Origin of the sequence: Saccharothrix syringae (assembly GCF_009498035.1) — a bacterium.
GTDB classification, from domain to species: Bacteria; Actinomycetota; Actinomycetes; order Mycobacteriales; family Pseudonocardiaceae; genus Actinosynnema; species Actinosynnema syringae.
Genome location: NZ_CP034550.1, coordinates 9,275,711 through 9,299,212 on the forward strand (window position 1 = coordinate 9,275,711; position 23,502 = coordinate 9,299,212).

General features: G+C 72.7%; 22 protein-coding genes and 1 riboswitch. Of the genes, 4 read left to right on the forward strand and 18 right to left on the reverse strand.

Translation table 11 applies throughout. From position 1 onward, the window contains the following. Window positions 1–10: 10 nt before the first annotated feature. Together EKG83_RS38750 and EKG83_RS38755 are read right to left on the reverse strand one after the other, a co-directional pair. Window positions 11–1,330: an aminotransferase class V-fold PLP-dependent enzyme gene (locus EKG83_RS38750; protein WP_033430705.1), complete on the reverse strand. Its 1,320-nt coding sequence runs from the start codon at window positions 1,328–1,330 to the stop codon at window positions 11–13. Window positions 1,331–1,367: 37 nt separating this feature from the next. Further along, window positions 1,368–1,482, reverse strand: a riboswitch (SAM riboswitch). Between the two features lie 275 nt (window positions 1,483–1,757). Beyond that, window positions 1,758–3,239: a potassium/proton antiporter gene (locus tag EKG83_RS38755; RefSeq protein WP_033430706.1), complete on the reverse strand. Its 1,482-nt coding sequence runs from the start codon at window positions 3,237–3,239 to the stop codon at window positions 1,758–1,760. 174 nt (window positions 3,240–3,413) lie between these two features. Here EKG83_RS38755 and EKG83_RS38760 point away from each other — a divergent pair, with 174 nt between their 5' ends. Beyond that, window positions 3,414–4,352, forward strand: a complete 939-nt coding sequence (locus EKG83_RS38760; RefSeq protein WP_033430707.1) for a M28 family metallopeptidase — start codon at window positions 3,414–3,416, stop codon at window positions 4,350–4,352. Here EKG83_RS38760 and EKG83_RS38765 read toward each other — a convergent pair. Further along, entirely contained in the window at window positions 4,341–4,613 is a 273-nt protein-coding gene (locus EKG83_RS38765; protein ID WP_033430760.1) for a DUF167 domain-containing protein, read from the reverse strand. The genes EKG83_RS38760 and EKG83_RS38765 overlap by 12 nt on opposite strands. A gap of 1 nt (window position 4,614) precedes the next feature. Continuing rightward, a complete protein-coding gene (locus EKG83_RS38770) occupies window positions 4,615–5,163 on the reverse strand; it encodes a TetR/AcrR family transcriptional regulator (protein WP_228122373.1) in 549 nt (182 codons plus the stop codon). Window positions 5,164–5,206: 43 nt separating this feature from the next. Between EKG83_RS38770 and EKG83_RS38775 the strand changes: the two genes are divergently transcribed. The 3 genes from EKG83_RS38775 to EKG83_RS38785 all read left to right on the forward strand — a co-directional run bounded on the left by EKG83_RS38775 (window position 5,207) and on the right by EKG83_RS38785 (window position 6,950). Next, window positions 5,207–5,653 carry a hypothetical protein gene (locus tag EKG83_RS38775; protein ID WP_033430709.1) on the forward strand — a complete coding sequence of 149 codons (447 nt, stop codon included), beginning with the start codon at window positions 5,207–5,209 and terminating at the stop codon, window positions 5,651–5,653. Window positions 5,654–5,727: 74 nt separating this feature from the next. Then, window positions 5,728–6,282, forward strand: a complete 555-nt coding sequence (locus EKG83_RS38780; protein WP_033430710.1) for an RNA polymerase sigma factor — start codon at window positions 5,728–5,730, stop codon at window positions 6,280–6,282. 98 nt (window positions 6,283–6,380) lie between these two features. Continuing rightward, a complete protein-coding gene (locus EKG83_RS38785) occupies window positions 6,381–6,950 on the forward strand; it encodes an RNA polymerase sigma factor (protein WP_033430761.1) in 570 nt (189 codons plus the stop codon). 456 nt (window positions 6,951–7,406) lie between these two features. Here EKG83_RS38785 and ileS read toward each other — a convergent pair whose 3' ends face one another. The 14 genes from ileS to murD form a co-directional block, all read right to left on the reverse strand. Continuing rightward, a complete protein-coding gene (gene ileS, locus EKG83_RS38790; protein ID WP_153278714.1) occupies window positions 7,407–10,526 on the reverse strand; it encodes an isoleucine--tRNA ligase in 3,120 nt (1,039 codons plus the stop codon). A gap of 256 nt (window positions 10,527–10,782) precedes the next feature. After that, window positions 10,783–11,421, reverse strand: a complete 639-nt coding sequence (locus EKG83_RS38795; RefSeq protein WP_051765564.1) for a hypothetical protein — start codon at window positions 11,419–11,421, stop codon at window positions 10,783–10,785. A 118-nt stretch (window positions 11,422–11,539) separates the two neighbouring features. After that, window positions 11,540–12,352 carry a DivIVA-like cell division protein Wag31 gene (wag31, locus tag EKG83_RS38800; protein ID WP_033430711.1) on the reverse strand — a complete coding sequence of 271 codons (813 nt, stop codon included), beginning with the start codon at window positions 12,350–12,352 and terminating at the stop codon, window positions 11,540–11,542. A 45-nt stretch (window positions 12,353–12,397) separates the two neighbouring features. After that, complete coding sequence (locus tag EKG83_RS38805) at window positions 12,398–12,673, reverse strand: YggT family protein (protein ID WP_033430764.1); 276 nt, start codon at window positions 12,671–12,673, stop codon at window positions 12,398–12,400. 29 nt (window positions 12,674–12,702) lie between these two features. After that, a complete protein-coding gene (locus tag EKG83_RS38810; protein WP_033430712.1) occupies window positions 12,703–13,320 on the reverse strand; it encodes a cell division protein SepF in 618 nt (205 codons plus the stop codon). A gap of 71 nt (window positions 13,321–13,391) precedes the next feature. Further along, entirely contained in the window at window positions 13,392–14,090 is a 699-nt protein-coding gene (locus EKG83_RS38815) for a YggS family pyridoxal phosphate-dependent enzyme (protein ID WP_033430713.1), read from the reverse strand. A gap of 61 nt (window positions 14,091–14,151) precedes the next feature. After that, window positions 14,152–14,856, reverse strand: coding sequence for a peptidoglycan editing factor PgeF (gene pgeF / locus EKG83_RS38820; RefSeq protein ID WP_033430714.1), 705 nt, complete (start codon window positions 14,854–14,856; stop codon window positions 14,152–14,154). A 273-nt stretch (window positions 14,857–15,129) separates the two neighbouring features. Next, window positions 15,130–16,479: a cell division protein FtsZ gene (ftsZ, locus tag EKG83_RS38825; protein WP_033430715.1), complete on the reverse strand. Its 1,350-nt coding sequence runs from the start codon at window positions 16,477–16,479 to the stop codon at window positions 15,130–15,132. Window positions 16,480–16,687: 208 nt separating this feature from the next. Next, window positions 16,688–17,200, reverse strand: coding sequence for a DinB family protein (locus EKG83_RS38830; RefSeq protein WP_228122374.1), 513 nt, complete (start codon window positions 17,198–17,200; stop codon window positions 16,688–16,690). Window positions 17,201–17,267: 67 nt separating this feature from the next. Continuing rightward, window positions 17,268–17,993 carry a cell division protein FtsQ/DivIB gene (locus EKG83_RS38835; RefSeq protein WP_033430716.1) on the reverse strand — a complete coding sequence of 242 codons (726 nt, stop codon included), beginning with the start codon at window positions 17,991–17,993 and terminating at the stop codon, window positions 17,268–17,270. Next, window positions 17,990–19,411: a UDP-N-acetylmuramate--L-alanine ligase gene (murC, locus tag EKG83_RS38840; protein ID WP_051765586.1), complete on the reverse strand. Its 1,422-nt coding sequence runs from the start codon at window positions 19,409–19,411 to the stop codon at window positions 17,990–17,992. The genes EKG83_RS38835 and murC overlap by 4 nt, the downstream gene beginning before the upstream one ends. A gap of 46 nt (window positions 19,412–19,457) precedes the next feature. Beyond that, window positions 19,458–20,561, reverse strand: a complete 1,104-nt coding sequence (gene murG / locus EKG83_RS38845) for an undecaprenyldiphospho-muramoylpentapeptide beta-N-acetylglucosaminyltransferase (protein ID WP_033430718.1) — start codon at window positions 20,559–20,561, stop codon at window positions 19,458–19,460. A gap of 45 nt (window positions 20,562–20,606) precedes the next feature. Further along, window positions 20,607–22,055, reverse strand: coding sequence for a putative lipid II flippase FtsW (ftsW, locus tag EKG83_RS38850; RefSeq protein ID WP_033430719.1), 1,449 nt, complete (start codon window positions 22,053–22,055; stop codon window positions 20,607–20,609). An 82-nt stretch (window positions 22,056–22,137) separates the two neighbouring features. After that, complete coding sequence (gene murD / locus EKG83_RS38855) at window positions 22,138–23,499, reverse strand: UDP-N-acetylmuramoyl-L-alanine--D-glutamate ligase (RefSeq protein WP_033430720.1); 1,362 nt, start codon at window positions 23,497–23,499, stop codon at window positions 22,138–22,140. Window positions 23,500–23,502 lie beyond the last annotated feature (3 nt).

The window sequence follows — 23,502 nt, forward strand, 5'->3', positions numbered from 1 at the left end:
AGCATCCCCGTCAGCGCAGGAACGGCGGGAGCGGGCGCGGGTCCTCCCGGGGCACCCACCGGCCGTCCTGCCGCTCGTACTCCCACCGGGAGCCCTCGGTGACCAGCGAGCGCAGCGCGGCCACGAACCGGTCGACGTGCTCCGCGGTGGTCCCGAGCCCGACGGAGGCGCGCAGCGCCCGACCGCCCGGCGCCAGCCGGGCCACCGCGACGTGGGCGCAGAACGCGCCGTCGCGCACGCCGATGCCGTGCTCCGCCGACAGCGCCGCGGCCAGGTAGCCGGGGTCCTGGGCGCCGGCGGTGAAGCTCACCACGCCCACCCGGTCGTGGTCGGGGCCGAACAGCGCCAGCTCCTCGACCCCGGGCACCGACCGCAGCCCGTCCCGCAGCCGCTCCAGCAGCACCCGCTCGTGCGCGGCGACCTGCTCCCAGTGGCGCCCGAGCACGTCGCACGCGGTGGCCAGGGCGTGCGCGCCGACCACGTTCGGGGTGCCCGCCTCGTGCCGCTCGGGCGCGCCCGACCAGGCCACGGCCAGCCGGTCGCCGCGGTCGGTGACGCGGGCCGTGGCGCCGCCGCCCAGCAGGTACGGCTCGGCGGCCTGCAACCAGTCGGACCGGCCCACCAGCGCGCCCGCGCCGAACGGCGCGTACAGCTTGTGCCCGGACAGCACGGCGTAGTCGACGTCCAGCTCCCGCAGGTCCACCGGCCGGTGCGGCGCGAGCTGGGCGGCGTCCAGCGCGACCCGCGCACCGTGCCGGCGGGCCACCCGCGCCAGCTCGGCCACCGGCCACAGCTCGCCGGTGACGTTCGACGCACCGGTCACCACCACCAGCCGCGGCCCGACCGGCGCCTCGCGCAGCGCCCGGTCCAGCTCCAGCGGGGCCGCCGCCGCGGACCCCGGCGTGCGCAACCGCCGCACGTGCGGCCCCCGCCACGGCAGCAGCGCCGCGTGGTGGTCGGTGTCGAACAGGACCACGGCCGTGTGCCTGGGCAGGCAGCGGGCCAGCAGGTTCAACCCGTCGGTGGAGTTGCGCACGAACACGACCGCGTCAGTGGCCCGCGCCCCCAAAAACCGCCGCACCGAGTCCCGAGCCTGCTCGTAGACCCGCGTGGACACCTGCGACGCGAACCCCGCGCCGCGGTGCACGCTCGCGTACCAGGGCAGCAGCTCGTCGACGGCGTCGCGCACCTGCTCCAGGCAGGGCGCGCTGGCCGCGTGGTCCAGGTTCGCGTACTCGACCCGCTCACCGCCCAGGACCGGCACCCGCAACGAGGCACCCACCACCCTGGGCAGCCCCACACCGACGACCGGCGAAACAGCGATGGTCACGACACCCTCCGGACAAGTCCGGGGACTCCCCCTGGGAGGCCCGCGCTTGCCGCACGCCCCGCGCGCACGACCAGGTCCTCACCGGGGGCACCCCACCGCGGTAGGAGGGTTGCCGGCCAGCAAGCCCGGGCTTGTCGCTGGCACTCATGACCTTCACCAGCACCCTAACCCGCCCCACCACCCCCCGTAACCCCCTCCCACATCCCGAGACCCCCGCGAGTCCTCCACCCCAACACCGCGTGTCCTCCACTCCGACACCGCGTGTCCTCCACTCCAACACCGCGAGTCGACCCTCCAGCCCCCTCGTGTCGAACCTCCAGACCCCCCGAGTTCCACACTCAACCCCCGGCGTGTCATGCCTCCAGCCCCGGCGTGTCATGCGTTCAGACCCCGCGTGTCATGCGCTCAGCACCCCCGTGCCCGACGCTCACGCCAACCCGGCGTCGCCCTTCCACCGCGCGAACCGCCCGGCCCGGTCAACCGCCCGGATCCGCTGCTCCGTGGCCACCCGCGCCGCGTCCGTGCACACCACCAGCAGCTGGTCGTGCTCCTGCAACCGCGTGGTCGCCTGGGGCGTGAACCCCTTCTCCTCCCGCACCACCAGGCTCACCGACGACCCCGGCGGCAACCGCAGCTCCGACAGGTACACCCCGTGCAGCCGCGACCCCGGCTGGATCCGCACCTGCAGCAGCTCCGCCCCCAGCGCGTCCAGCGCCGACGAGTCGACCTGCACCTCCCGCGCCTCGCCCGACCGGACCAGCCTCAACCCCTTCGCCAGCCACGGCAGCGTCGTCCCCTGCACCACCGTCAGCAGGATGACCAGCACGAACACCGCGTCCACCAGCCGCTGCGCGCCCGGCACCCCCTGGATCAGCGGGATCAGCGCGAACACGATCGGCACCGCGCCGCGCAGCCCCGACCACGACAGGAACACCTGCTCCCGCCACGGCACCCGGAACGGCAGCGCCGCGCACAGCACCGACAGCGGCCGCGCGAGCAGCAGCAGCACCGCGCCCGCCACCAGCGCCGGCACCAGCGCGTCGAGCAGCCGACCGGGCGAGGCGTACAGCCCGAGCAGCACGAACAGCCCGATCTGCGACAGCCAGCCCAGCCCCTCGGCGAACGACAGCGTGTCCGACCGGTGCGGCAGCCGCGCGTTGCCGAGCACCAGCGCGGCGATGTAGACGGCGAGGAACCCGGACGCGTGCGCGAGGTCGCCCGCCGTGTACGCCAGCACGCACACGGCCACCGTGGCCAGCGGGTACAGGCCGGTCGCGGGCAGCGCGGCCCGGCGCAGCCCGGCACCGCCGAGCCACCCCAGCGCCACCCCGATCAGGGCACCCGCGGCCAGCTCGTAGAGCATCAGCAGCGGCGCCGTCCACGTGATGGGATCGGGCGCCGCCAGCAGCACCACCGCGATGTAGACCGGCGCGTCGTTGATGCCGGACTCCAGCTCCAGCGGACCGATGAGCCGCTTGCCCACCCCCACCCCGCGCAGCACGCTGAACACCGCCGCCGCGTCCGTGGACGACAGCACCGCGCCCCACAGCAGCGCCGTGCGCCAGTCCATGTCCAGCAGGAAGCGCAGCGCGAACCCGGTGACCGCGATGCTCACCCCGACGGACACTGTGGACAGTGCGATGCCCAGCCCCAGGGCGGGCCGCACGTCGCGCCACCGCGTGGTCAGACCGCCCTCGGTGAGGATCAGCACGAGCGCGGCCGTGCCGAGCGACCGGGTGAGGTCGGCGTCCTCGAACTGGATGCCCAGCACGGACTCGCCGAGCAGCACGCCGATGCCCAGGTACAGCAGGAGCGAGGGCAGGCCGAGCCGGATCGACACGCGCACCGCGATGACCGAGAGCAGGAGAACCGCGGCGGCGATGCCGAGGAAGCCCGTCACACCACCCACTCGACCTCCTGGTTGTCACTCGTCAGTGTCATTCTCCCCGCTGCCGCTGAATTGGACTAATCCGGCATCACCACAGCGTCACCAGCCGAACGTCGCTAGCGGCGGAGCCCCGTCACCCGGCATGTTGGGGTTCCCGCCGCCCCGGTCACCTCCACATCCCTGCGGGAGAACACCGTGAAGTTGCGAACCACCACCCTCGCGCTGGTCACCGCCTGCGCGCTCCTCGGCACGGGCCCGGCCACCGCCGCCCCGGCCGCCCTGGCCGCGCCGAACATCCCGGTCAGCGCCGTCCAGGCCGACCTGGCGCAGCTCCAGTCCATCGCCACGGCCAACGGCGGCAACCGGGCGCACGGCAGGCCCGGCCACCTGGCCTCGGTCAACTGGATCAAGTCCAAGTTGGACGCCGCCGGCTACACCACCCGCGTGCAGTCGTTCACCAGCAACGGCGCCACCGGCTACAACCTGATCGCCGAGTGGCCCGCGGGCGACGCGAACAACGTCGTCATGGTCGGCGGGCACCTGGACAGCGTCACCGCGGGTCCGGGCATCAACGACAACGGCACCGGCTCGGCCAGCATCCTGGAGGTGGCCCTCGCGGTCCGGTCCAGCGGCTTCCAGCCGGGCAAGCGCTTGCGCTTCGCCTGGTGGGGTGCCGAGGAGCTGGGCCTGGTCGGCTCGACCTACTACGTCAACTCCCTGTCCACAACGGACCGGTCGCGCATCCGGGCGTACCTGAACTTCGACATGACCGGCTCGCCCAACCCCGGCTACTTCGTCTACAGCGCGTCCGGCCAGCCGTCGGGCTCCCTGCAGCTCCAGCAGACCCTCCAGGCGTACTTCACCTCCATCGGCGTGCCCACCGAGCTGACCAGCGTCGGCGGTCGGTCGGACCACGCGGCGTTCGCCCGGTCGGGCATCCCGGTCGGCGGCACGTTCACCGGCGCGGAGGGCATCAAGACCTCGGCGCAGGCGCAGAAGTGGGGCGGTACCGCCGGCCAGGCGTTCGACCGCTGCTACCACCGCTCGTGCGACACGTCGGGCAACGTCAACGCCACCGCGCTGGACCGCAACGCCGACGCCATCGCGCACGCGGTCTGGGCGCTAGGCGCCTAGCAGCCGCTCCAGCACCTCACGGGCGCCGGCCGGGGCGGGGTCGACCTGCACGACCTTGTCCCGGCCGCGCTCGCCCGCCACCACCTCCACGTCCTGCTTGCGCACGCCGAAAGCCCTGGCCAGCGCCTTGCGCACGGCCTCGTTGGCCTTGCCCTCCACGGCCGGCGCCGCCACCGCGACGACCAGCGCGCCGTCCCCCCAGCGCCCGCCGACGCCCTCCCGCCGCGCCCCGGGCTTGACCCGCACCGCGAACCGGAACACCTCACCCACGGCCCGTCACCGCGGCCAGCGTCTCCTCCAGCAGCGCCCGCGGCGACCCCACCACGTCCGGCGTGGCCGACATCAGCTGCGCCTGCCCCAGGTAGATCGAGTAGGCGAGCAGGGCCCGCTGCCGCGCCGCGCCGCCGCCGAAGCCGAGCTCCCGGAACAGGACCTCCAGGTAACCGACGCGGCGCTCGGTGACCCGTTCCAAAACAGGCGACACCACCGGGTGATCCTTGGCCGCCAGCATGGCCAGCTCGACCGCACTGTGCTCGACCGCCTCCAGCACGGTGGCGAACAGCAGCCGCAGCCGCGCCGCCGGCCCGTCCACCGACTCCACCAGCTCGATGACCGCCTCGGTGTGCTCCCGCTCCCACCGCTCCAGCGCCGCCTTGAGCAGGGCCTCCCGGTTCGGGAAGTGCCAGTAGGCGCTGCCCTTGGTCGCCCCGAGCCGCGCGGCCAGCGGCTCCACCGCCACCGCGGCGACCCCGCCCTCGGCCAGCGCCTGGAGCGCCACGCCGGTCCAGTCGTCCCGCGTCCTCCGCCTCACCCTTCCATACGCTACCGTACGGTCAGCACCGCAAGGGGGGAGCATGATCAAGAACGTCCACACCCGCCACGTCCCCGACCCCGGAGCCCTGGTGGACCGCGTGGTCGAACTCTGGCCCGCCCACTGGCCACCCCTGGTCCTGGACCGCCCCCTGACCACGGGCGCGACCGGCGGCCACGGCTTCGTCCGCTACCGCTGCACCGAGCACGTCCCCGGACGAAGAGCCGTCTTCACCTTCGCCCCGGGCGTGGGCATCACCGGCACCCACACCTTCGAAGCCGTGCCGGAGGGCCTGCGCCACACCATCGTGGGTCACACGTACGGGTGGGCCCGCCTCGGCTGGCCCCTGGCCATCCGCTGGCTGCACGACGCCCTGCTGGAAGACCTCCTGGACAACGCCGCCCGCGCCGCAGGCCACCCACCAGTTCACCCGAACAGGTGGTCTCCCTGGGTCAGGTTGCTGCGCGCGGCGGCGAAGAGGAGCGTCTGACCGGATTTCCTCCACAACCCGAGGTCTCGCCCGTCTAACCGTTACCGGGCGCAGACCACGAGGGGGGAGGGTTCGTGACGCCGGAAGACCCCGACGACCACGCGGCCGCCTTCACCGACTTCTACCACCGCGAGCGCACGCGCCTGTTCCGCTTCGCGGCGGTGATGTCACCGCACCTGGACCACGAGTCCGCGGTGCAGGAGGCGTTCGTCAGCGCGTGGCGCAACTGGCCCCTGATCGCGGCCGCGTCCAGGCGTGCTTGGCTGGTACGGGTGATCCGCAACCTCCTGGTCGACCAGGCGCGCCGCTGGGAGCGCCCGGGCGAGGTGACCGACGAGCTCGTGGCCCGTCGGCGGAGCACGTACCAGGTCCTGGTGCCCCGGCACCGGGACCCCGAGGCGTGGCACGAGCTGACCAGCACGCTCACGGCCGTGGCCGGTCTGCCGGACCAGCTGCGCACCGCGCTCGTGCTGCGGTTCTGGGACTTCGGCGACGACGAGATCGCCGAGGTGCTGGGCTGTCGGCGCGCGTCGGTGCGCAGGTACGTGTCAGAGGCGAGGTCGCAGATCAGCAAGCAGGTCGGCAACGAGGAGCGCCGAGTGCGAGGTCGTGGGAAGGGGACGAGATGACCGATGAGCTGGACCCCCGGCTGGACCACCTCCGGGCGGAGCTGTCCGAGGCCATCCCCGAGGACCCGACCCCGGACGAACTGGGCGTGGCCGCGATCATGGCGCAGGCCCCCTCCCCCCACGACCGCCAGGCGGCACTGGTCATAGCCGCAAAAGCAGGCTCCCGAGAAGCACTGGACGCCCTGATCACCGAACTCACCCCGCTGGTCTGGCACATAGCCCGCGGCAACGGCCTGGACCGCACAACCGCGGAAGACGTGGTCCAGACGGTCTGGCTGAGCCTCCTGCGACACCTCGACCGCCTACAGGAACCCCGCGCAGTAGCCGGCTGGCTGATAGTCGCCACCCGCCGCGAGTCCCAACGGGCCTGGCGCGAGCTCAACGGCAGACCAGCCCTCTCCACGGACTCGGCCCTGGACATGCCGGACGACCGCTGGCTACCGGAAACCGAAGCCCTGAGGGACGACCGCGACCGCCGCCTCTGGCAGGCGTTCGGCAGGATGACGCGCAAGTGCCAGGAACTCCTCCGCCTCACCGTCCTGGCGGGCCGCGCGGAGTACCGGGCGGTAGCCGAAGCCCTCTCCATGCCCAGGGGCTCGATCGGCCCAACCCGAGGCAGGTGCCTCAACACCCTCCGCCAACACCTGGCCGAGGAAGACCTCCTCTGACCCACATCTCACCCACTCGTGTGCACATCACGAGGTGCCCGAGTGGAGGACACGCGGTGCCGGACCGGAGGACACGCGATGCCCCAGTGGAGGACACGCCGGTGCTGAACGTAGAACTCGGGGGTCCGGAACGTTCGACACGACGGGTCCGAACGTTCGACTCGCGCGGCTTCAACGCATGACACGCCCGACCTGAGCGCATGACACGCCGGTGCCCAACGCATGACACGCCCGGACCCAACGCATGACACGCCGGGTTGGGGGGAGTGGGCTGGAGCCGGTGGAGGCCGACGAGGCCCGATTTGACATGGGTTCGAGTGCCATAGGCTGGTCGGAGCCGGCAGGCTCGGCGGGACGCTTTTCCCCGCCGTGCCTGCCGGCTGCGGCCTGCCTCCGGCGCTCGTAAGGGCCCCATGTCAAATCGAGCCGGACGAAAGCACCGGAAAACAACCAGAATCAGGCCCGCGCCACCGCGACACGCACCTTCTGGCCTTCACCCACCACACCTTCGGCGACGGTGCCATCGCCAGCACCAACGACCCCGTAAACGACCGAATCGGCCAACGTCTCGGCCTTCACGAAGTCCTCGAAAGACCGAACCGCAACCTCAACCCCCTCGGGCAGCTCCAACGTCAACGAGATCCGATCGGAAACCTCGAACCCGGCATCCTTGCGAGCCTGCTGCACCACCCGGACCAGATCCCGGGCCACCCCCTCCGCAGCCAACTCCTCGGTAACGAGGGTATCCAGAACCACCAACCCGCTGTTGGCGGGCAAAGCCGCCGTAGCCCCCTGGTCCCGAGCCACCAACCGCTGCTCGTACTCCTCCGGCAGCAACTCGATCCCGGCAGCCACCACCCGCCCGGAGACCTCAGCCCAATCCCCGGCCTTGACGGCCTTGATGACCTTCTGCACCGAAGGCCCCAACCGGGGCCCGGCCACCCGGGCGTTCACCGCCAACTGGAAGTGCCCGTGAGCCTCCACGTCCGAGGTCAACGAAACCGACTTCACGTTGACCTCGTCCCGCAGGACCTCCGCAAAAGGCTCCAACACCGCCGCATCAGGCGCCGCGATCACCAACCCGGCCAACGGCAACCGCACCCGCAGCCGGTTCGCCTTCCGCAACGACAACGCCGTGGAAGCAACCTGCCGGACCTTGTCCATGGCGGCCACCAACGCGTCGTCAGCAGGCAGATCAGCCGCCGAGGGCCAGTCGGTCAGGTGAACCGACCGCCCCCCTGTCAACCCGCGCCACACCACCTCGGCCGTCAGAGGCAACAACGGCGCGGCAACCCGGCAAACGACCTCCAGCACGGTGTGCAACGTGTCGACGGCATCCTGCTCACCGGCCCAGAACCGCCCCCGCGACCGCCGCACGTACCAGTTGGTCAGCACCTCCAGGAAATCCCGGATGGAACCACAAGCCCCGGACACGTCATAGGCGTCCAACTGCGCCTGGACCGAAACGACCAGATCATGCGTCTTGGCCAGCACGTACCGGTCCAGCACGTGCGAAGAATCAGTCCGCCAAGTCCCCTCGACCCCCTCGGCATTGGCGTACAAAGCCAGGAAGTACCAGGTGTTCCACAACGGCAGCACGGCCTGCCGCACCGCGTCCCTGATCCCCCGCTCCGTGACCACCAGGTCCCCGCCACGCAGGATCGGCGAAGCCATGAGGAACCACCGCATGGCGTCGGACCCGTCCCGCAGGAACACCTCGTTCACGTCCGGGTAGTTCCGCCGGGACTTGGACATCTTCTGCCCGTCGTCCCCGAGCACGATCCCGTGCGCCACGCAGTTCCGGAACGCCGGCCGGTCGAACAGCGCCGTCGCCAGCACGTGCATGGTGTAGAACCACCCGCGCGTCTGCCCGTTGTACTCGACGATGAAGTCGCCCGGGTAGTGGTCCTCGAACCACTCGCGGTTCTCGAACGGGTAGTGCACCTGGGCGAACGACATCGACCCGGACTCGAACCAGCAGTCCAGCACCTCCGGCACGCGCCGCATCACCGAGCGACCCGTCGGGTCGTCCGGGTTCGGCCGCACCAGCGCGTCGATCGCCGGCCGGTGCAGGTCGGCGGGCCGCACCCCGAAGTCCCGCTCCAGCTCGTCCAGCGAGCCGTACACGTCCACGCGCGGGTAGGCCGGGTCGTCCGACACCCACACCGGGATCGGCGACCCCCAGAACCGGTTGCGCGAGATGTTCCAGTCGCGGGCGTTCTCCAGCCACTTGCCGAACTGGCCGTCGCGGATGTGCCCGGGCACCCAGTTGATCTGCTGGTTCAGCTCGACCATCCGGTCGCGGAACCGCGTCACCGCGACGAACCACGACGACACCGCGCGCTGGATCAGCGCGTTGTCGCACCGCCAGCAGTGCGGGTACGGGTGGTCGTAGGTCTCGTGGCGCAGCAGCAGGCCGGCGTCCCGCAGGTCCTTGATGATCGGCTTGTTCGCCTCGAAGACCTGCAGGCCCTCGTACGGCGGCACCTCCGCGGTGAACCGGCCGTGCGCGTCGACCGGCACCACGACCTCGATGCCGGCCGCGTCCGTGACGGCCTTGTCCTCCTCGCCGAACGCCGGGGCGATGTGCACGATGCCCGTGCCGTCCTCGGTGGTGACGTAGTCGGCGGCCAGCACCTGGTGCGCGTTCTCGCGCCCCACGAAGAAGTCGAACGGGGGCCGGTACTTCCGCCCCACCAGCTCGGACCCGCGGTACCGGGCCACCACCGGCGGCTCCTCGCCCAGCTCCCGCGCGTACGCCGCCACGCGGGCCTCGGCGAGCAGGTACCGCTCGCCACCGGACTCGACCACCACGTAGTCCACGTCCGGGTGAACCGCGGCCGCGAGGTTGGACGGCAGCGTCCACGGGGTCGTCGTCCACACCAGGGCCAGCTCGCCGGTCTCCAGGCGCAGGCCGACCGTCACCGCCGGGTCCTGCCGGTCCCGGTAGGTGTCGTCCATCTTGGTCTCGGTGTTGGACAGCGGCGTCTCGCAGCGCCAGCAGTACCAGAGCACGCGGAAGCCCTCGTAGACCAGGCCCTTGTCCCACAGGGTCTTGAAGGCCCACATGACGCTTTCCATGTAGTCCAGGTCGAGCGTCTTGTAGTCGTTGTCGAAGTCCACCCAGCGGGCCTGCCGGGTCACGTAGTCGCGCCACTGGTCGGTGTACTGGAGCACCGACGCGCGGCAGGCTTCGTTGAACTTCTCGATGCCGAACGCCTCGATCTCGCTCTTGGACGAGAACCCGAGCTGCTTCTCGGCCTCCACCTCGGCGGGCAGCCCGTGGGTGTCCCAGCCGAACCGGCGCTCGACGTGCTTGCCGCGCATGGTCTGGTAGCGCGGGACGACGTCCTTGACGTAACCGGTGAGCAGGTGGCCGTAGTGCGGCAGGCCGTTGGCGAACGGCGGGCCGTCGTAGAAGACGAACTCGTTGGACCCGTTGTCCCCCGCCGGCCGGGCGTCGATCGACGCCTGGAACGTCCCGTCGGACTTCCAGAAGTCGAGCACGCCCTCTTCCAGGGCGGGGAAGGACGGCTGGGAGGGGACCGAACCCTCGCCTGCCTTCGGGTAGGCCATCGTGCGACTCCTCGCTCGCGTGCATCCGGCTCACGAGGACGACGCGCCGACCGGGCGCACCGCGGTACCACCTCGCTTGCCAGGGCGCGAGCGCACTGGCCACTCGTTGAACGGCTGTGACGGGCCGCACCCGTCCGGTTCTACTGGGGCCCGCCGGGCCCGTTCTTCCGGAAGCTCCCCGGTGATGGCCGGATCAACGCCGTGCTACCACCAAGGGTAGCCGAACGGGGCAAATCGGTTCGGCCTGGAACCCCGCTCAGCCCGACCCGCCGTCCCCGCCCCCGCCCGCACCCGCGGCCCGCTTGCGCCCCGCGAGCACCGAGTCCGGCCGGCACACCGCGCACGGCGTGAACCCCAGCTGGCGGGCCTCGTTGATCGGCAGCCCCAGCGAAGCCCGCGCCCCGAGCCAGGCGCAGTCGGCCAGGTGGTACCGGGGCCGCTCGTCCAGCACCCGGACCTCGTCGGTGAGATCGGTCACGACCAGCGAATCCGCCGCGTCCGTGTCCTCTTCGCCGGGCTCCGCGGCCTCCGCGCGCTCCGCGGCCGCCGCGCCCCCTGCCGGCTCCCCGGACTCCGCGGCACCGGCCTGATCAACCGGCTCGACGCCCTCATCATCCCCCTGATCGGGTGAACTCGGGGCGTCACCCGCCCCCTCGGGGCGGTCCTGAAGATCAACAGCGCTAACCTGTTGCCCGCCCCGCCCGGCACCTCCGGCACCAGCAGCACCGGCCGGGGTGCTCGACCGGCGGCGGAACCACCAGTCGAGCACCAGGACCACGGCCGCGGCCCCGCTGGCACCCACCGACAACCAGGCCCAGTGGGTCTGGGCGCTGGTCAGCGCGGGTACGAGGAACCCCAGCGCCGCCAGCACCAGCAGCAGGACTATGTACAGCACGTGCAGCAGACTAGATCAGCGACGCCGGCGGCACGGCCCGACCCGATCGGCGCGCCCCCGTGCGCACCAACCGGCACCGACCCCTGCCCCGGCACCGCTCTCGAACCGAACCGACCGGTCAGCCCGCCTCGGCGCGCGCCCCGAACGTGTACCCGCCCTGCTGGCGCCCGTCGGACGGCGCGGCGGGACCGCGGTCCTGCAGGTCGCGCAGCGACGACTCCAGCATGGTCTTGAGCCTGGTCCGGTACTCGCGCTCGAACGTCTGCAGCTTGTCGATCTGCTTCTCGAGCGTGTTCTTCTCCTGGGTGATGTTCCCCATCACCTCGGCGTGCTTGCGCTGCGCGTCGCGGTCGAGCGCGCTGGCCTTCTCCCTGGCCTGCCGCTCCAGCGTCTCGGCGCGGGTCCGGGCGTCGTTCAGCATGGTCTCGGCACGCGTGCGCGCCTCGTTGACCATGGTGTCGGCCTTGGCGCGCGCCTCCGACAGCAGCTGCTCGGACTTGGTCCGGGCCTCCGACAGCATCCCGTCCGCCTCGGCCTTGGCCTCGCCGGTGAGCCGGTCGGCCATCTCCTGGGCCAGGCCGAGCACCTTGGCGGCCTGCACGTGGTGGTCGCCACCACCGCCGGGGGACGTCTGCTCGAGCGCCGAGGGGGGCGGCACCGGGGCGAGCCTGCGCGGCTCGTCCACCCGCGTCGCACCGACGCCCGCGGCGAGCTTGGCCCGCGCGTCCTCGAGGTCGGCTCGCGCGGTCTCGACCTGCTGGTCGAGCTGCTCGACCTGCTGGCGCAGGTCGTTGTTCTCCTCGATCAGGCGGGCCAGTTCGCCCTCAACCAGGTCGAGGAATGCGTCCACCTCGTCCTCGTTGTAGCCCCGCTTGCCAATCGGCGGCTTGCTGAACGCGACGTTGTGCACGTCCGCGGGGGTCAACGGCATCAGATCACCTCACGCACTCCTGGGCTGTGGACATCCCTGGTCCCCTCACCTGGGATCGGCTACTCGCATCAGAATGATAACGACCAGCAACAGCACAATAATGGACAAGTCCAGACCGATGCCGCCGATCCGCACGGTCGGGATGAGCCGACGCAGCAGGCGGACCGGGGGGTCGGTCACCGTGTAGACGGTCTCCAGGGCCACCGCGACCCCGCCCGCAGGCCGCCATCCCCTGGCGAAACTGCGCACGAGCTCCACCACGACACGCGCCGTGAGCAGCACCCAGAACGAGAACAACACGTAGTAGACCACGAGCCACAGCGCATCCACACCGTCAACTGTGCCACCACTCAGTCCCGGTTGAGGAACCCGCCCTCCGCGAGTCGCCTCCGGTCCTCCGCCGTCACGTCGATGTTGGGGGGTGAGAGGAGGAACACCTTGTTGGTGACCTTGTCGATCGAGCCGCGCAGCGCGAACGCGAGGCCCGCCGCGAAGTCGACCAGCCGCTTGGCGTCCGCGTCGTCCATGTCGGTGAGGTTCATGATCACCGGGGTGCCGTCGCGGTAGTGCTCGCCGATGGTCCGCGCCTCGTTGTAGCTGCGCGGGTGCAGCGTGGTGATGCGCCCCAGCGGGTGGGGCGCCGGCTCCACGGCCGGTCGCGGCCTGCCGACCGGCTCGCGCTGCGGCTCCACGGCCAGCGAGCCGTGGGTCTCCGGGGTCCAGGGCCGGCGCGACCGGGCGCCGCGCTCGGGCTCGTAGTCGTCGGCCTCCTCCAGCTCGCCGCGGTAGCCGCTGAACGAGCGGCGGCGGCCGTTGCGCTGCTCCGGGTACGGCTCGTAGTCCTCGGCATCGGCGTAGTCGGACCGGTAGTCCGAGTAGCGGCGGTCTCCGTCGTAGGCGTCGGGGTCGTCGGCGTACTCGGCGGGAACCATCCCGAAGTAGGCCTTCAGCTTGTGAAACCCGCTCATGCCCAAGCCCTTCCTCCGCCGATGATCCCTAACCGCAAGGACGTCGCGGCCGCCCCAGAGGTTCCGGACAGTTACGGGGAGGCTAGTCTCCGGCTGCCCAGCAACGCTGTTCCGACACGCACGCACGTGGAACCGTGTGCAATGGCATCTTCCAGGTCACCGCTCATCCCCGCCGAGATCACGGTGGCATCGGGATGATCGTCCCGCAAGCGGGTTACCGCTTGATACAGAGCAGCAAACGCCTGCTCCGGAGACATCCCAAGGGGTGCGACGGTCATCACACCTCTCAAAACAAGTTCATCCGATCGTGCTACGTAGTCGGCCAGTCGCGGCAGGTCACCGATCGGGTACCCGCCGCGCGCCGCGTCACCGTCGATGCTGACCTGGACCAGCACGTCGACCGGTCGCGTGGCCGCCTTGGCGAGGGCGTCGGCGAGGCGGGTCGAGTCGACCGTGTCGACCCGGTCGGCCCAGCCCAGGACCGAGCGGGCCTTGTTCCGCTGGAGCGAGCCGACCATGTGCCAGCGGACCCGCGCGCCGGGTCGCAGCTCGGCGAACTCGCGGACCTTGCGGGATGCCTCCTGGTCGCGGTTCTCGGCGAACTCGGTGAGCCCGAGGTCGTGGAGCAGCGCCACGTCCTCGGCCGGGAAGGTCTTGGTCACCGCCAGCAGGCCGACCTCGTCGACCGACCGCCCGGCGGCCGCGCACGCCCCGGCCACCCGCTCGCGCACCTCGGCCAGCGACAGCGCCAGCTCCTCGCGCCGGTTCACCGCTCCACCGCCGACCGGCCCACACGTCCCCCGGTCCTCCCGCGTCCCCTGGTCACCGATCTCACGCCTCCACCCAGATGACACCCGCGAGCCGCCCGGTCCCCGGGTCCCGCCGGTGGCTGAACAGCGACTTCTCCTCCACGGTGCAGCGCGGGTCGACCCCGATCCGGCCGACCCCGGCGTCGGCGAGCTGCTGCCACAGCCCGGCCCGCAGGTCGAGCGCGGGCTTGCCGGACCTGGTCCTGCTCGCGCTGCCCGGCAGGTGCTTCTCGACGTCGGCCCGCATGTCGGCAGGCACCTCGTAGCACTGCCCGCACACGGCGGGCCCCAGCAGCACCTCGACCCGCCCGGGCTCGGCACCCAGCTCGACCATCCGCCCCAGCGCCGCCGGCACCACGCCCACGCGCGCCCCGACGCGCCCGGCGTGCACGGCCGCGACCACCCCCGCCTCGGGGTCGCCCATCAGCACCGGCACGCAGTCGGCGGTCAGCACGACCAGCCCCAGCCCCGGCTCCCGGGTGACCACGGCGTCGGTGGCCTCCAGCGGCCCGTCCACGGGCCCGTCGACCACGCCGACCGTGCGCCCGTGCACCTGCTCCATCCACACCAGCCGCTCCGCCCCGAGCCCGATCCCCCCGGCGAGCCGCTCCCGGTTGGCCGCGACGGCCGCCGGGTCGTCCCCCACGTGGTCACCCAGGTTGAACGACTCATACGGCGGCTTGGAAACGCCACCCTCACGCGTGGTCACAACACGACGGATCCGCACCCCCCAAGCTTCCCAGACCCGCGTGTCATGCACTCAGCCCCCGCGTGTCATGCGCTCAACACCGGCGTGTCATGCCTCCAGACCTCGCGTGTCATGCGCTCAGGCCCGCCGAGTCCTGCACTCGCGCCTCCGGCCCGCCGATCCGGCCGGGGCCGGAACGCAGAACTCGGGGGTGCTGAATGCATGACACGCCGGGCCTGGAGGCATGACACGCCGGGTCTGAGTGCATGACACGCCGGTGTTGGAGGCATGACACGCGCGGGTTTTAGGGGGTCAGCGGCGCATGAAGGGGGGGACGTCCACCTCGTCGTCGGGGTCGTCGGTGACGGGGACGGCGCGGTTGGGCAGGCTGCCGCCGGTGCCGGACAGGCCCGGGGACAGGGGGCGGGGGACGCCCGGCTGGGACTGGGCGTGCGGCTGGGTGTGGGACGGCTGGGCGTGGGACTGGGTGTAGGGCGACTGGCCGTTGCCCTGGCCCGGCTGGGGCTGCTGCGGCACGGACGGCCGCTGCGGGACGACCTGCGCCTGCTCGGCCTGCACCGGCTGCACCGCGGGCACGGTGGGCTGCGCCATGCCGGCGGGCTGCGCGGACAGCTCACCCGCGGTCGCCGTGGCGACCGGGTTGCCGCGCGGCGGCCCGGCCAGCGCCTGCGGCTCCAGCTTCTTGTGGGTCGGCCCACCGCTGTCGAAGCCGGCCGCGATCACGGTCACCCGCACCTCGTCGCCGAGGGAGTCGTCGATCACCGTGCCGAAGATGATGTTCGCGTCGGGGTGCGCGGCCTCCTGGACCAGCGACGCCGACTCGTTGATCTCGAACAGCCCCAGGTCGCTGCCGCCGGCGATCGACAGCAGCACGCCGTGGGCGCCCTCCATGGACGCCTCCAGCAGGGGCGAGTTGATGGCCTTCTGGGCGGCCTGCACCGCCCGGCCCTCGCCGCGCGCCGAGCCGATGCCCATCAGGGCGCTGCCCGCCCCGGACATGACCGACTTCACGTCGGCGAAGTCGAGGTTGATCAGACCGGGCGTGGTGATCAGGTCGGTGATGCCCTGCACACCGGAGAGCAGCACCTCGTCCGCCGACCGGAACGCGTCCATCAGCGAGACGCCGATGTCGCCGAGCTGGAGCAGCCGGTCGTTGGGGATGACGATGAGCGTGTCGCACTCGTTGCGCAGCGCCTGGATGCCCTCCTCGGCCTGCTTCGCGCGCCGCTTGCCCTCGAACGAGAACGGCCGCGTCACCACGCCGATGGTCAGCGCGCCGAGCTTGCGGGCGATCGAGGCCACCACGGGCGCGCCGCCGGTGCCCGTGCCGCCGCCCTCGCCGGCGGTGACGAACACCATGTCCGCGCCCTTGAGGACCTCCTCGATCTCCTCCCGGTGGTCCTCGGCGGCCTTGTGGCCGACCTCCGGGTTGGCGCCGGCGCCGAGACCGCGGGTCAGTTCGCGGCCGATGTCGAGCTTCACGTCGGCGTCCGACATCAGCAGAGCCTGGGCGTCGGTGTTCACCGCGATGAACTCGACGCCCTTGAGCCCGACCTCGATCATGCGGTTGACGGCGTTCACGCCGCCACCGCCGATGCCGACGACCTTTATCACCGCGAGGTAGTTGTGCGGGGGCGTCATCGGTCCGCCTTCCTGATCGTGTCCGTGCTCATGTGCTGGAGTGGATGACCACCGGTGTCACACCCGGACGGATCACCACCCGGATTGAAACCCTCAACCAGAGGTAGAGAGTTATGTCAACCCCGTATGTTCCTGCTGGACGTTATGCACCGGGAATGCCTCGGTCCAGCAGCCACGCCGTGTCGTGTCCTGACCGGGTGAGGGGTCACTACTCGCCTGTTACCCCGTCGAGCAGTTCCCGCACCACGTCCAGGTGTCCCGCGTGCCGACCCGTTTCCTCGATCAGGTGGATCAGCACCCAGCGCGTGGAAAGCCGTTCTCCCCCGCGGAACGCGACCTCGTGGTCGAGGTCGAGCCCCGCGACGAGTTCCCGGCTCGCCGCGCACTCCGAAGCGTAGTCGGCCAGCAGACCGGAGATCGTCTCACCCGGCTCGACCCGCCAATCCGCGTCCGGATCCTCCCCTGTGTAGGGCGCCAGGCTCGGTTTTCCGCCGAGCACGACCTGGAACCAGTAGTTCTCCACCCACCGCAGGTGCTTGACCACCCCGGCGGCGGTGTTGAGCCGCGAGGGCAGCAACGACCTCCGTGCCTGCTCATCGGACAGGCCGGCGCACTTGAACCCGATCGTCCCGCGCAGGTAGTCCAGGAACGCGTTCAACAGGGTCCGCTCGTCCCCGGAGAACGGCACCTCGACCCGGTCGTCCCCCACGTCGCTGCTCACCGCGGCAGTATCGCCGCCCGGGCACCGTCCCCGCGCGCGCTTTCCGCGTCCCGCGCTGTGGCGGGTTTCACGAGACGGTCGGCAGCTCCGGGCTGGAGACGTCGAACACCTCGCCCTCGCGGGTCAGCAGGACCTCCAGCACGGCGGCCTTGCGCGGGCTGTCGGCCACCGAGCCCCAGCGGACCTCGCGGCCCGCGCTCAGGGTCAGCCGCACGCCCGACGGCGACCCGGCGGTGACGACCAGCACCTCGCGCCGCAGCGCTTCGGGCAGCTGCGTGACCACGCCCACAGCGGCGTCCAGCGCGGCGCCGGACGCCTTGAGCTCCGGCAGCCCGGCGGGCGGCTGCGCCACCGTGGCGTAGTCGCGGCCGGTGGCGTCCACCAGGTGCGCGCCGTCGCCGGCGAGGACCACGCCGACCGGGTCGCGCTCGTCCACGGTCAGCCGCACCGAGCCGGGCAGCACGCGCTCCACCCGCACCCCGGCCACCCGGCGCAGCTCGCGCACCCGCGCGGCCACCGCCTCGGTGTCCACCCGCACCAGCGGGGTGCCCGGCTCGATCGCGGCCGCTTCGAGGACCTGCACCTCGGTCATCTCGACCACGCCGCGCACCTCGACCTCGCGGACGCCGAGCACGGGCGTGAACCACACCGCGCACACCACCGCCGTGACGACGGTCATGACGAGGATCGCGACCAGCCGCCTGCGGACCACCGTGCGCCGGGACGGGGCGCGGCGCACCGGCCGCCGCCGCGGTGCGGCCGCCGGGCGACGACGCGCCGTCCTCGTGCTCACGCGCGGTCCAGCTCGCCGATGATCTCCGGGCCGAGCACGGTCACGTCGCCCGCCCCCATGGTGACCACCACGTCGCCGTCCCCGACCAGGCCCGCGACCAGCGCGGGCACCCGGTCGAACGACGGCTCGTAGTGCACGCGGCCCTCGGCCAGCGGCACCCGCTCGGCGACCAGCGCGCCGGTCACGCCCGGCTGCGGGTCCTCGCGCGCGCCGTAGACGTCGAGCACGACCACCTCGTCGGCCAGGGCGAGCGCGGCGCCGAACTCGTCGGCGAACAGCCGGGTCCGCGAGTACAGGTGCGGCTGGAAGACCACGACCAGCCTGCCCTCGCCGGCCACCGGCCGGGCGGCGGTGAGCTGGGCGGCCACCTCGGTGGGGTGGTGGGCGTAGTCGTCGTAGACCCGCACGCCCGCCGCGCGGCCCTTGAACTCGAACCGCCTGCGCACCCCGCCGAACGCGGCCAGGCCCTCCAGCACGCCCGCCGGGTCCGCGCCCAGCTCCAGCGCGGCCAGCAGGGCGGCGACCGCGTTGCCCGCCATGTGCTCGCCGGGCACCGCGACCCGGACCTCCAGCACCGCGCCGTCGGCACCGCCCTCGGCGCCCGCGGCCAGCTCGACCTTCACCAGGCCGCCGCCGCCCTCGGGCTGGTAGTCGACCACGCGGGCCGCGCCCGGGCCGGTCGCCGCGCGGCCGTAGGGCCGCACCCGCACGCCCAGCTTCGCGGCCCGCTCGGCCAGCGCCGCCGAGCCGGGGTCGTCCGCGCACACCACCAGCACGCCGTCCGGCTCGATGCGCTGCAGGAAGGAGTCGAACACCGCCACGTACGCCTCGACGGTGCCGTGGTGGTCCAGGTGGTCGGCCTCGACGTTGGTCACCACCGCGACCGACGGCGAGAAGCACAGGAACGACCCGTCGCTCTCGTCGGCCTCGGCGACGAAGACGCCGCCGGTGCCCTGGTGGGCGTTGGCGCCGGACTCGTTGAGGTCGCCGCCGATGGCGAACGACGGGTCCACCCGGCAGTGCTGGAGCGCGACGGTGAGCATCGAGGTGGTCGACGTCTTGCCGTGCGTGCCCGCGACGCAGGCGACCCGGTGGCCGACCATCAGCGCGGCCAGCGCCTCGGCGCGGCGCAGCACGGTCACCCCGCGCTCGCGCGCCGCGACCAGCTCCGGGTTGTCCTCGCGGATCGCGGTGGACACCACGACCGCGGTGGGGCCGCCGGGGAGCTGGTCGAGGTTCGCGCCGTCGTGGCCGACCGCGACGGCCGCGCCCTGGGCCCGCAGCGCGAGCACGGTGCGGGAGTCCTTGGCGTCCGAGCCGGACACCTGCGCGCCGCGCGCGAGCAGGATGCGCGCGATGCCGCTCATGCCCGCGCCGCCGATGCCGACCAGGTGCACCCGCTCCAACACGTCGCTCACCACGCCCTCCAAGCCGAACCCGATCTTCCCGCGCCCACCCCGGCCGTCACTTCCGGATCACGTCCAGCACGATGCGGGCCAGCACCTCGTCGGCCTCGCGGTGCCCGGTGCCCAGCGTCGCCGCGGTCATCGCGGCCAGCCGGTTGCGGTCGGCCACCAGCGGCACCACGTTGTCGACCACCCACTCCGGGCTCAGCTGCTCGTCGGGCACCAGCACGGCACCGCCGGCGGACACCACCGGGCCCGCGTTGAGCGCCTGCTCGCCGTTGCCGATCGGCAGCGGCACGAACACCGCGGGCAGGCCGACCGCGGACACCTCGGCCACGGTCATCGCGCCCGACCGGCACAGCACCGCGTCCGCCGCCGCGTACGCCAGGTCCATCCGCTCCAGGTAGGGCACGGGCACGTACGGCGGCGCGCCCGGCACCGACTGCACCGCCACGGTGTTCTTCGGCCCGTGCGCGTGCAGCACGCCGATCCCGGCCTGCGCGAACGCGGGCGCCGCCGCGGACACCGCGTTGTTGATCGACCGCGCGCCCTGCGAGCCGCCGAACACCAGCAGCACCGGCGCGGTCGGGTGGAGGCCGAAGTGGGCGCGGGCCTGCTGCCGCAGCGCCGCCCGGTTGAGCGAGGTGATCGAGTGGCGCAGCGGGATGCCGATGATCTCCGCGTCGGTCAGGCCGGAGTCGGGCACGGCGGCCGCGACGCGCGCGGCGAACTTCCCGCCGACCTTGTTGGCCAGGCCGGCCTTGGCGTTGGCCTCGTGCACCACGATCGGCACCCGGCCGCGCGCGGCGAGGTACGCGGGCAGCGCCACGTAGCCGCCGAAGCCGACCACCACGTCCGCGCCGACGCGGTCGAGCACGTCCCGGGTCTGCTTGACCGCGCCGCGCACCCGCAGCGGCAGCTTGAGCAGGTCGGGCGTCGGCTTGCGCGGCATCGGCACGGGCGGGATCAGCTCCAGCGGGTAGCCGCGGGCGGGCACGAGCCTGGTCTCCAGGCCGCGCTCCGTGCCCAGCGCGACCACGCGCGCGTCGGGCCGCAGCCGCATCACCGCGTCGGCCAGGGCCAAGGCGGGCTCGATGTGCCCGGCGGTGCCGCCTCCGGCGACCACCACGCACGGTCCGGCCTGCTGGGGAACCCCGGTCACGCACTTCCTCCTCGCGTCGAGAACCGTCTGGGAATGGCTTTGGCGCTATCGCCCGTCACGGCGCCGGGACCGCACGTCGCGGTCCTGGCCGGCCTTGCGGGATTCGCGACGACGGTACTCCGACGGCGGAGCGTGACGGCCGGCCATCCGCCTTTCGTCCACCGGCGGCGGTGCGGCCTTGCGCCCGCGCGGCGGCGGCGAGGGCCGGGACGGCCGCCTGCGGGGCGGCGGCTTGTACGCCTCGGGCGCGGGCAGCTTGAGCACGCCGCCGACCCGGCCGGGGCCCAGCGAGCGCAGCGCGGACACCGCCTCCGGCTCGTGGCGGGCGCAGCTGGCCAGGATGGCGAACACCACCATGGTCGTCACCACCGACGTGCCGCCGGAGGAGATCATCGGCAGCGTGATGCCGGTGACCGGCAGCAGCCGGACCACGTAGCCGATGTTGATCGCGGCCTGCGCGACCAGCCACACCGTCAGCGTCGCGGCCACCATGCGGATCCACGGGTCGGTGTTGCGCGCGGCGATCCGCAGGCCGACCACGGCCAGCAGCGCGAACAGCCCCAGCACCACCAGGCAGCCGATGAAGCCCAGCTCCTCGCCGATCACGGCGAAGATGAAGTCGCTGTGCACGTTGGGCAGGTAGCGCCACTTGGAGCTGCCGTTGGTCAGGCCCTTGCCGAAGAACCCGCCCTCGGCCAGCGCGTACAGCGCCTGGAGCGACTGGAGGCCGGAGCCGGTCGGGTCCTCCTCCGGGTTGAGGAACGACCGCAGGCGGTCCATCCGGTAGGCCGCGGTGATGGCGAACACCGCCGCCGCGGTCACCGCGCCGGTGATGATCACGCCGAACAGCCGCATCGGCGCGCCCACGAACCACAGCAGGCTGAGCAGCACCACGCCCAGGGTGATCGTGCCGGTGAGGTCGGGTTGCAGCATGACCAGCGCGAACAGCAGCAGCGCCACCGGCACCACCGGCACCAGCAGGTGCCGGTACTGGTTGAGCAGCGCGCGCTTGGTGACCAGCACGTGCGCGCCCCACAGCGCGAGCGCCAGCTTGGCCGGTTCGATCGGCTGGAGCGAGATGGACCCGACGGTGAACCACGACTGCGCGCCGTAGTGGGACGTGCCCAGCGGGGTCAGCACCAGGCCGAGCATGATCAGGCAGACGAGCATGGCCGTGGTGCTGACGTGCCGGACCGTCCGCAGCGGGATGCGCAGCACGACCAGGAAGATCACCGCGCCGACGCCCACGTACAGCAGCTGCTTCTTGAACACGCTGTACGCCGACTCGCCGACCGCCACCGCGTCGGGCGCGGACGCCGACAGCACCATGATCAGGCCGATCGCGGTGAGCATGCCGAAGATCGCCAGCAGCAGGTGGAAGTCCGCCAGCGGCCGCCCGAGCCACGCGGTCAACGAGGTGCGCACCGCCACGGCCCGCCGCGGCCGGGGCGGACGCGCCGGCCGCTCCACCGGAGCCCGTTCCACCGCAGTCATGCGCCCATCGTCTCCCGCCTGCCGGTGGAGAACCCGAAAATCCGCCGCGTGTCGCGCGATGCGCACGTGATCCCGGCGGCACCTACCCCGGGTTCACCAGTGTTCGGACGGCCTCGGCGAACGCCTGGCCGCGGTGGGCGTAGTCGCTGAACATGTCCATCGAGGCCGCCGCGGGGGCGAGCAGCACCGCGTCGCCGGGTCGCGCCATGGACCGGGCCGCGCGCACCGCGTCGGCCATGGTCGCGCCGTCGAGCACGGCCACCGGCACGGCCGGCGCGTGCCGGTGCAGCGCGGTGGCGATGGCCTCGCGGTCGGCGCCGATCAGCACCGCGCCGCGCAGCCGGTGCGCCTGCGCGCGCACCAGCTCGTCCACGGACGCGCCCTTGAGCAGCCCGCCCGCGATCCACACCACGCTGTCGTGGGCGCGCAGCGACGCCTCGGCGGCGTGCGGGTTGGTGGCCTTGGAGTCGTTGACGTAGGTGATGCCGCCCGCCTCGGCGACCAGCTCGGCGCGGTGGGCGCCGGGCCGGAAGGCGCGCAGGCCGGCGGCGACCGCCTCGGCGGCCACGCCGTGGGCCCGCGCGAGGGCGGCGGCGGCCAGCGCGTCGGCCACGCCGAGCGGCCCGGCGGGCCGGACCTCGGCCGCGTCGAGCAGCACCGCGCCGTCGCCGAACGCCCGGTCGACCAGCTTCCCGCCGCGCACGCCCAGCTGGCCCTCGGCGGGGTCACCGAGGGTGAAGCCGACGCGGGTCCTCGCCGGGGCCGCCGCCAGCAGGTCCGCCACCACCGGGTCGTCCACGCCGCCGATGGCGACCTCGCCGGTGAGCACGCCCGCCTTGGCCGCGGCGTAGGCCGCGAACCCGCCGTGCCAGTCCAGGTGGTCCTCGGCGAGGTTGAGCAGCACGCCCGCGAACGGCCGCACGGACGGCGACCAGTACAGCTGGAAGCTCGACAGCTCGACCGCCAGCACCCGGCGGCCCGCCAGCAGCGCGTCCACCACGGGCAGGCCGACGTTGCCGCAGGCCACCGCGTCGATGCCGGCCGCGCGCAGCACCGACTCCAGCATGCCGACCGTGGTGGTCTTGCCGTTGGTGCCGGTCACCGCGAGCCACGCGGGCGGGTCGGCCAGCTCCAGGCCCATCCGCCAGGCCAGCTCGACCTCGCCGATCACCTCCACGCCGGCCGCGGCCGAGGCGGCCAGCAGCGGGTTGTCCGGCCGCCAGCCCGGGCTGGTCACCACCAGGTCGGTGCCCGCGGGCGGCCCGACCAGGCCCGGCGCCACGGTGACGCCGGGCGTGAGCTGCTCCAGGGCGTCGAGGCGGTCGGCGGAGGAGTCGGTGACGGTGACCGACGAGGCGTCGGCCGCCAGCAGCGCCTCCACCACCGACCGGCCGGTGACGCCCGCGCCCGCGACGAGGACGCGGCGCCCAGCGAGGAAACCCATGCG

Bases quoted from the DNA above. Each gene is read 5' to 3' on its own strand.
- EKG83_RS38775 (WP_033430709.1), top strand. From the start codon at position 5,207: ATGATCAAGAACGTCCACACCCGCCACGTCCCCGACCCCGGAGCCCTG.
- EKG83_RS38785 (WP_033430761.1), top strand. From the start codon at position 6,381: ATGGCGCAGGCCCCCTCCCCCCACGACCGCCAGGCGGCACTGGTCATA.
- ileS (WP_153278714.1), bottom strand. From the start codon at position 10,526: ATGGCCTACCCGAAGGCAGGCGAGGGTTCGGTCCCCTCCCAGCCGTCC.
- wag31 (WP_033430711.1), bottom strand. From the start codon at position 12,352: ATGCCGTTGACCCCCGCGGACGTGCACAACGTCGCGTTCAGCAAGCCG.
- EKG83_RS38810 (WP_033430712.1), bottom strand. From the start codon at position 13,320: ATGAGCGGGTTTCACAAGCTGAAGGCCTACTTCGGGATGGTTCCCGCC.
- ftsZ (WP_033430715.1), bottom strand. From the start codon at position 16,479: ATGACGCCCCCGCACAACTACCTCGCGGTGATAAAGGTCGTCGGCATC.
- ftsW (WP_033430719.1), bottom strand. From the start codon at position 22,055: ATGACTGCGGTGGAACGGGCTCCGGTGGAGCGGCCGGCGCGTCCGCCC.
- murD (WP_033430720.1), bottom strand. From the start codon at position 23,499: ATGGGTTTCCTCGCTGGGCGCCGCGTCCTCGTCGCGGGCGCGGGCGTC.